This is a genomic window from Glycomyces rhizosphaerae (assembly GCF_042647865.1).
Lineage (GTDB): Bacteria > Actinomycetota > Actinomycetes > Mycobacteriales > Micromonosporaceae > Glycomyces > Glycomyces rhizosphaerae.
Window position 1 is genome coordinate 233,609 of record NZ_JBHRWO010000020.1, and the last position, 6,126, is coordinate 239,734.

The window sequence follows — 6,126 nt, forward strand, 5'->3', positions numbered from 1 at the left end:
ACGGGGGATCAGTCGTTGAATTGACAGTGGGCGTCGGGAACGGAGGCGGTCACATGGCACGGGTCGATCCGGAGGCGCGGCAGGCAACCGTCAACCGGCTGCTCGCGCTTCGCGCCGAGGGCGCGCTCACTACCGCCCATGTGCAGCAGGCCGCCGACGGGCTCGGTGTCAGCCAACGGACGGTGTGGCGGTGGATCGGCCCCTCCGAGCGTTCTTCGAGTCCGACCGCCTACCGTCCTACCGAGACGGATCTGGCCGCCTACGCCTACTTCCGCGGGAACGTCGCGGCGGTGACCCGGGCGCGAGACGCGGTCATCGCCGGGAAACCCGTCGCCGCCGGGGTTCCGATCCCGGAGTTCCTGCGGACCGGATGGTCAGATGCGAAGTCGGCAGGGGAGCGGACGCTGCAACGCGCCTTCGAGGCGGCGCTGACCCCGGCCGAGCGGGCCGCCTGGCGCGACGGCGATCGCGCCCGCCGCGCCGCTGAGGTGTATCTGCGACGCGCCGACGCCGGACGCAACCAGGTCTGGGAGCTCGACCACAAGCAGCTCCCGGTGCTCGTGATGCCGCCGCGCGGGGGAGCGGTGAAGCCGTGGCTGACCACGATCATCGACGACGGCTCCCGCGCCTTGGTCGGCTGGGTCATCTCCCTGACCCCGCACACCGGAACCGTCCTGACCGCGTTGCGCATGGCGTTGACCCATGACCCCGAACGCGGTCCGTTCGGAGCGGTACCGGCGATGGTGCGCATCGACCGCGGCCTGGACTTCGCGGCCGAAGCCGTGCGGGGCGCACTCGCCGCGCTGTGCGTTGTCTGCCACCGCCTCCCGGGCTACACCCCGCACCGCAAAGGCAAGGTCGAACGGATCCACCGCACCATCGAGCAGACATTCCTGATAGGACTCCCCGGTTTCACCGGTGGACCACGGGACGCCGCAGGTCGACTCTACGGACCCGTCTCCGACTCGACCGCCGACCGGGCCGCCGCCGAAGGCGCAACTGCGGCACCGCTACCCGTCGCGTTGCTGGCGACCCGATTCGCTGCCTGGGTCAGCTGGTACAACAGCGAACGGGAACACTCCGGGCTCGGCGACCGAACGCCGGTCCAAGCTTGGAACGACGACGACACCACCTTGCAGCGCATCGACGAAGTCGACCTCCGGCACTTGCTGCTGGCCGGGGCCGAGCGGACCATCGGCGCCGACGGTATCCGCTTCGGCGGCCACGCCTACCTAGCCCCCGAACTCCACGGGCGGCGAGGGCAGCGCGTCCAGGTGCGCTACATGCCCCACGACGACCGCTTCATCGAGGTGTACCTCGACGACAAGCACCTGTGCACCGCCCACCCCCAGGACCAGCTCACCCCAGAACAGGTTGCCGAGTTCCGCGCCGCTGCCAAGGAAGAGGCCAAACGGCTCGCGGCCGCCCGCCGCCGCGCCGCCCGGCGCGCCCGAACCGAACTCGTACCCCTCGACGGCACCGCCGCACCAGAAGAGTCCCGCCTCGTACCGCAGCGGCACGGCACCGAACAGGCCGGGCGGCAGACCGACACCGCCCTGCGCCGCCGCGCCCGCGCCGACCTCCTCGGACTGTCCCGCCCTGCTGCGTTGCGACCCGACCAGACGGAAGGCCCCTCCTGATGCCCCAGCACTTCCTCGGACTGGCCGACGCCAACATCCTGGCCACCACGCAATATCAGCTCGCCGACCGCATCATCCGCGATCTCATCGCCCATGCGGCGACCGGCGTCATCCACGGCCCGGCCGGCGCCGGGAAGACCTTCGCCATGCAGGCCGGCATCGAAACCCAGCGACGAATCGCGGGGGAGGACCGCATCAGCGCCCACACCTTGGCGTTCCCGTCGCGCCCGAGCATGCTCCGCGTCGCCGCCGACCTCATCGCCACGCTGACCGGTGCGGCCCCGCCGACCTCTCGCAACCGCTTCCAACTCATCAACCAGCTCATCGGACTGCTCAGTGGCACCATGAAGCTGATCGTCGTCGACGAGGCCCAGCGCCTCAACAGCGACTGCATCGAACTGCTCCGCCACCTCCACGACCACCCCGAGACCCGGTTCGCCCTGCTCTACGTCGGCGGCGACGGGTGCTGGGAGGTCCTCTCCCGCGAGCCCATGCTCCGCTCCCGCATCTTCCGCCGCCTCCCCTTCCGTCCCCTGCCACGCGAGGCCATACCCGACCTCATCCGGGCCTACCACCCGATCTACGACGGTGCCGACGACGCACTGCTGCTCGACATCGACGACACCTTCGCCCACGGCGTCATGCGCGACTGGGCCGTCCTCACCCACACCGCCGCCGACCTATGCCACGACGTCGGCCAAGACCGCATCAGTGAAGCGATCGTCGCCAACGCCTACACACTCCTTGGCGGTGGGCTCCATGACTGACCTGCCCACTCGCATCACCGTGGTCGACACCTACGGCGACCAGGTCAACACCGCCGACTTCTTGGCAGATATCGAAGACCCGCCCCGCCGCATCGTCGTCCGGCCGACACCCGGGGCACGCACCAGGAAGTCCCTCGCAGTCGACGTTCTCCAGGCCGAGGGGAAGATCATCGACCCCGAACGGGACCGCGGCCCGGCGATCGACTTGTGGCGATGCGCCACCGCATGGCTGCACACCTACGGCACCAGCGACCTCATCGTCGACCGAGCCCACCTGCTCCCCACATCGGCACTGAGTGACCTGGCCACCGCAGCCTCCCAGGCGGGAACCCACTTGTGGCTCATCGACGGCGACTCCAGCGGCCGACTACGACAAAGGTCTGCGGGCCGAGACGACTACGCCCGCAATGTCGACATCACCAGCATCAAGTGGGGGCAGATCTGGCAGGAGCTACCACTCCCGTCCGCACCAGAGCAGGTCCCCGCCGTAGAGACGCCTCCATGGCCCGCACTGCCATCAGCCGACTTCCCGACCTTCCTTGCCGCGTGCCACGACCACCTCGACGACACCGAGTTCGACCGCGTCCAGGAACTGTTCACCCCCGCTGCGAAGCGAACCCACGACTGGCTCGTCGAGAACGAAGACCTGTTCGCCGCACCAAGCGATCACCTCACCGACCGGATCGTCCGATGGCTGCGCGACGTCCACCTGGGACCCCTCACCGATCCTGTCGCAGCACTCATCACGCTCCGGGCGACACAGGTCGCGCTCTTCCGCGACAGCCTCTTTCTGAACTGGAACCCCCGCAGGCTCGGACGCGACCCGCACCAGCGCCTGGTCGGGAGCCTGACCGAAAACGCCGCGGCCAGCCTCAATTCCCTCGCCTCTACCGAACAGGCGGCTGCCGCGGCCATGTCGCTGCATCTCAACCGCACACCCGCGTACTTTGAGTGCTGGCGCGTGGGGGATTTGAGCGAAGACGGAACGGTCCTGCGAGAACCTGCCGAACACCACCACTTCGGCCAGACATCACTCCACAGTCACTTCGCCGGCCGCAACCTCGTGATCGACCACCGCGACCGGACCGCTGAAGTGCCTTGCCAGGGACCTGTACGCGTTCCTGAACATGCCCGAACGCTGCTGCGGGCTCATGCGACCTTCCGCCGGCTCCAGCACGCCCGAGAGAACGAAGCGTTCTTCGACCTCATCGCCTACAAAAACCAGCCGCACCCGCGCCTGCGCATCGCCGCCACCACGGCCGCCGGGCGCATCAACACCGACCTGCCCTGGCTCCACGGCGACAACTGCCGATACGGCACCGACCAAGGCCCCGAGCTCCGCCGCGACAGCTGGCTCGCCCAGCGCGGCCTTGAAATCACGCGGCTTCCCGTACCCCCACCCGAATGGGTCGGACTCCCGCGATCAATGCACTTCTACCCCCACGAAGACTATGCAGCCTAAGTTCTTCCAGCAGCGCCTGCGCGACGCCGCCTCCTCCACCAGGGAACTGGGGGATCTGCTCGGCATACACCCCCACCTGCTGTACCAGCTGGAGATCGGCGCCCTCCTCAACCAGCCCGTCCACATCGTCCTCGAACTCGCCCGCCACCTCGACATCAACCCCATCGAACTCCTGCGGGCCCTCAACAACGGCTTCGCCCGCGACTTCCCGACCCCGCCGCCCGCAGACACCTCAGAGGACGACGCCGAAACCGTCCTCGCCGCCATCGCCATCGCGCCTGCACCAATCGTCGCTGACGACCTCGCCGCGGCACTCGCCTGGACACTCGATCGGACCGAGAACGCCCTCAAACACGCCGAACGCACCCCCACCCTCGGCGGCCCGATGCGGCTGCGCCGCAATGACATGCACGCCTTCTTCCTTGAACCTCGACTGGACCGCCTCGACCCGGTCCGACAACAGGCCGTCCGCACCGCCTTCAGCATCCGCGCCCCACTTACCGTCGAGGAAGCGACCGTGCTCTACATGGCGACAAGGCCCGCAGGAACCGGCTACGGCGAATGGCGCCTCCAGCACCCCGAATACACCGACGCCGAGCGCTCACTGAAGATGCGCGCTCTGTTGTACGCCGACCAGAACCCGAACCGTCCGCAAGCCCACACGGACGTTCGATACACCATGGCGTATTCCTACATTGACCCACGGCGATCGCCGAACTGGGCAGACCGTGTGCCCGGCAGCCCTGACTCGAATTCGCTGACATCTGATGACGGCAAGCACTGACACCCGCTGTCGTTTCCACTGACAACCCGGTGTCGGTCAACAGGATCAACTTGTACTAGACATTCGTTGCAGGGTCGGCTTCGGGCCCCACAACTCATTACTTGCGGGAACGGCACTTCTCGTGAGTTATACATCTGGACGGGACACGCTTGTTTTTTCGTTATTTAAATATTAAAAACGGAAATAAATAATGGTAGGTTATGTGCATGACGAAAACAGGTACGACCACGACCGCCGATCTGATCCCGACCCGTGCGCCCGCCAAGGGCGTGACGCTGTGCAAGCGCTGCGGGACGCCGATCCCGCAGCAGCCCGGCCGCGGGCGCCCGCGCCTGTACTGCGCCGAGGGCGACTGCGCCGCACAGGCCAAACGCCAGCGCGAGCTGCGGCGGTCGACGCCGGGGCTCGAAGGCGCTCTGGCTCGCGCTGAGGAGCTGTACGAGCAGATCGAGCAGTCGATGGCTTCGGCGCTCGCGCCGCTCGCCGAGGCGTTGCGGGCCGAGACGGATCCGGCTGAGGTCGAGTCGCGTCTCGCCGAGGTCCGTTCTGATGCTGCTGCTTCGGTGGCGGCGGCGAGGGCGGAGCGGAACGAGGTCGCTGCGCGGGCGGAATCGCTGCGTGAGGAGTTGGCGGCGGCGCATGCCGAGGCTGAGCGGGTCGCGGGTGCGTTGGAGTCGGCGGAGGCGCGGGCGAAGGAGGCGGTGGCTGCTCGGGTTGCGGCGGTGCGTGCCGCTGAGGTCGCCCGGGAGGAGGCCGCGGGCGCAGTAGCGGAGGCGGCGGCTGCGGTGCGGGGTCGCGAGGAGGCTGAGGCGCAGGCACTGGCCGCTGGTGAGGCGGCGGCGTTGGCGGTGTCGGCGAAGGAGGCTGCGGTGGCGGCTCGTGAGGAGGCCGAGTTGGTGGCGGCGTCGGCGCGGGGTGAGGCCGAGGTGGCGCGGGCGCGGGCGGATCAGGTGTCGGTGGAGGCGGCGGAGGCGTTGCGGGCCGGTGAGGCGGCGTTGGAGCGGGCGGAGTCTCGGGCGTTGGGGTTCATCGGGGAGCGTGACGCGGAGCGGGCGCGGGTGGAGTCGCTTGTCGCCGAGGTGGCGGTGGCGCGGCGGGATGCCGAGCAGGCGGCGGCGCAGGCGGCCGAGGGGGCGTCGGTCTTGGAGCGGCTGCGGGGCGAGTTGGCCGGTGCGGTCGCGGATCAGCGGGTGCTGGTGTCGCGTGTGGAGGCGGCGGAGGCCGCTGGGGCGGCGGCGCGGGCGGCGGTGGAGTCGTGGCGGGAGCGTGCGCTGGCGGCTGAGGCGCGGTTGGTGGAGCGGGAGGGCCCGAAGGGGTAGGCGCTGCCGTTGGTCTGCTGCTACTCCCCCGCGCGGGTGTGCGCGTTTTGTCCTGTTCGGAGGGTTAGGCCCCGGTGCGGTGTGGGCGGTTTCTAGGGGTGGTCGCAACACCGCTGGTTATTCGCTGTTGGTGAGGAGTTTAGCGAGGTGCTCG

Annotated in this window: 5 protein-coding genes; all 5 read left to right on the forward strand. The window is 68.9% G+C overall.

The window, feature by feature from the left end; all coding sequences use genetic code 11:
- The first annotated feature begins 53 nt into the window (after positions 1 to 53).
- Positions 54 to 1,640, forward strand: a complete 1,587-nt coding sequence (locus tag ACFO8M_RS20300) for a Mu transposase C-terminal domain-containing protein (protein ID WP_387978931.1) — start codon at positions 54 to 56, stop codon at positions 1,638 to 1,640.
- On the forward strand, positions 1,640 to 2,407 hold the full coding sequence (locus ACFO8M_RS20305; protein WP_387978933.1) for an AAA family ATPase: 768 nt from the start codon (positions 1,640 to 1,642) through the stop codon (positions 2,405 to 2,407). Before ACFO8M_RS20300 ends, ACFO8M_RS20305 begins: the two co-directional genes overlap by 1 nt.
- On the forward strand, positions 2,400 to 3,869 hold the full coding sequence (locus ACFO8M_RS20310; protein ID WP_387978935.1) for a hypothetical protein: 1,470 nt from the start codon (positions 2,400 to 2,402) through the stop codon (positions 3,867 to 3,869). Before ACFO8M_RS20305 ends, ACFO8M_RS20310 begins: the two co-directional genes overlap by 8 nt.
- Positions 3,859 to 4,653, forward strand: coding sequence for a hypothetical protein (locus ACFO8M_RS20315; protein ID WP_387978937.1), 795 nt, complete (start codon positions 3,859 to 3,861; stop codon positions 4,651 to 4,653). The genes ACFO8M_RS20310 and ACFO8M_RS20315 overlap by 11 nt, the downstream gene beginning before the upstream one ends.
- A gap of 206 nt (positions 4,654 to 4,859) precedes the next feature.
- Entirely contained in the window at positions 4,860 to 5,972 is a 1,113-nt protein-coding gene (locus tag ACFO8M_RS20320; protein WP_387978939.1) for a hypothetical protein, read from the forward strand.
- Positions 5,973 to 6,126: the final 154 nt, after the last annotated feature.